The sequence below is a fragment of the Spirillospora sp. NPDC049652 genome (assembly GCF_040675125.1).
Lineage (GTDB): Bacteria > Actinomycetota > Actinomycetes > Streptosporangiales > Streptosporangiaceae > Spirillospora.
Window position 1 is genome coordinate 1 of record NZ_JBFAOF010001063.1, and the last position, 2,303, is coordinate 2,303.

General features: G+C 73.9%; 2 protein-coding genes. Both read left to right on the top strand.

Going from position 1 to position 2,303, the window contains the following annotated elements; translation table 11 throughout:
- On the top strand, nucleotides 1-1,239 hold a 1,239-nt coding region (locus tag AB0J52_RS36900; protein WP_500187550.1), incomplete at its 5' end, for a serine/threonine kinase C-terminal domain-containing protein.
- Between the two features lie 291 nt (nucleotides 1,240-1,530).
- The coding region (locus AB0J52_RS36905; RefSeq protein ID WP_500187551.1) for a serine/threonine-protein kinase at nucleotides 1,531-2,303 on the top strand (773 nt) is incomplete at its 3' end.

Below are 2,303 nucleotides of genomic sequence, written 5' to 3' on the forward strand. Positions count from 1 at the left end.
GCGAGCGGCGACCGGGCCGTCCTCACCGACTTCGGCATCGCCACCGCCGCGGGCGACGCCACCCTCACCCAGACCGGCCTGGTCATGGGCTCCCCGGCCTACATCGCGCCCGAGCGCGCCCGCGGCCGCACCGCCGGCCCCGCCTCGGACCTGTGGTCGCTCGGCGTCACCATGTACGCGATGGCCGAGGGCCGCTCCCCGTTCGAGCGCAACGAGCCGATGGCCGCCCTGGTCGCGGTGATCTCCGAGGAGCCCGACCCGCCGACCCGCTCCGGCCCGCTGACCCCGGTCATCCAGGGCCTGCTGCGCAAGAACCCCGACGAGCGGATGGACGCCATCGAGGCGGGCCGCCTGCTCGACGAGATCGTCCGCGCGCCCACGGTCGACACCCAGCGCACCATCGCCGTCGAGTTCCCCGAGGCCACCCGGCCCACCCCGGAGCAGGCCCCGCCCGCGGCCGAGCCCGGCCGCACCCGCGTGGACGAGTCCGCCGGGACGTCCCCCTCGCCGGCCCGCCCCACCACCCGGCCGCAGCTCCCGCAGCTGCCCCCGACGCTCGGCGGCGTGTCGTCCCGGCGCGTCCTGCTCGTCGTCGCGATGATCGTCGTCATCGTCCTGGCCGTCGCGGGCATCGTCTGGGGCGCCACCCACGGCAAGGACGACCCGAAGAAGTCCCCGGCCGCCACGACGGCGCCCCCGAAGAAGACGACCCCGGCGACGGCCTCGTCCACCCCGTCCCGGCCGCCCTCCAGCGCCCCGCCCTCGTCCCCATCGGTCCCCGCCGGCTTCCGCACCTACAAGGACCCCCAGGGCTACTCCCTGCCGATCCCGGAGGACTGGAGCAAGCCGGAGCACCGGGACGGCGGCAGCGGGTGGTTCTTCTACTCTCCGGACCGGAAGACCTACATCCAGGTCGACCGGGCCGAGGAGGCGAACACCAGCGCCCTTCAGGACTGGAAGGACCTCGAACCCGCCCGCAAGCACGTCTTCAAGGGCTACCAGCTGATCGGCATCCAGCCGGTGCGCAGCGGGAAGCCCGTCGCCGACCCGAGCGGGGAGCGCGCGGCCGACTGGGAGTGGACGTTCGACGGCCGCGAGGGCCGCATCCACGCCCTGAACCGGGGCTTCGTGATGAGCGGGCACGGATACGCCATCGTCCTCTACGCGCCCGACAGCCAATGGTCCAAGACCCTGTCGGACCTCCAGCCGGTCTACGCGGGCTTCACCTCCGAGAGGTGACCGCGCCCTGACCCTCGCCCCCGCCAGGACGAGCGATCACGGGTTCTCCCCGCCCACCCGAAACCGAACGACGCCCGAGCACGCTTCCTTGGATCAAGGATGATCACGGTGCATGGGAGCACAGTGGGACGGGTGTGACAAGGCGGGTTTCGGGGGGCGGCGGGGGCGGAAAATGTGGCTCGTTCGCCTGTCCGTTATGCGTTGTCGGTAAAGTCGCTGCTCATGGCGGAGGGTGAAGTGACGGGACCGGGGACCGACGTCCCCCTCGCTGGCCGGTATCGGTTGCTGTCCGTGCTGGGCAGGGGCGGGATGGGGACGGTCTGGCGGGCCACCGACCAGACGCTGGACCGCGAGGTGGCGATCAAGGAGATCCGGCTGCACCCGTCGCTCACCGACGAGGAGCGCGACACGGCGCACGCGCGGATGATGCGCGAGGCCCGGGCGTCCGCCCGGCTCGGGCACCCGGGGGTCGTGACCGTCCACGACGTGGTGGTGCACGACGACCGGCCGTGGCTGGTCATGGAGCTCGTGCGGTCCCGGTCGCTGCAGGACGTGGTGGACCAGGAGGGCCCGCAGCCGCCGCAGCGCGTCGCCGCGATCGGCCGCCAGCTCGCGTCGGCGCTGCGGGCGGCGCACGCGGTCGGCATCCTGCACCGGGACGTGAAGCCCGCGAACGTGCTGGTCACCGAGGACGGGCGGGCCGTCCTCACCGACTTCGGCATCGCGCAGCTCTCCGGCGACGCCACGCTCACCCGCACCGGCATGGTCATGGGGTCGCCCGCCTACATGGCGCCCGAACGCGTCAGGGCCGAGGCCGTCGGGCCCGCGTCGGACGTGTGGGCGCTCGGCGCGACGCTGTACACCGCCGTCGAGGGACGCGCGCCGCACCACCGCAGCGACGCCATGGCCGTGCTCGCCGCGATCATGACGCTGGACGCGCCGCCGCCGCAGCGCGCCGGTGCGCTGACGCCCGTCCTGACCGCGATGCTCGACCGCGACCCGGCGCGCCGTCCGAACATCGACCAGGCCGAGCAGGAGCTCGCCCGGGTCGCCTCGGGCGCGCC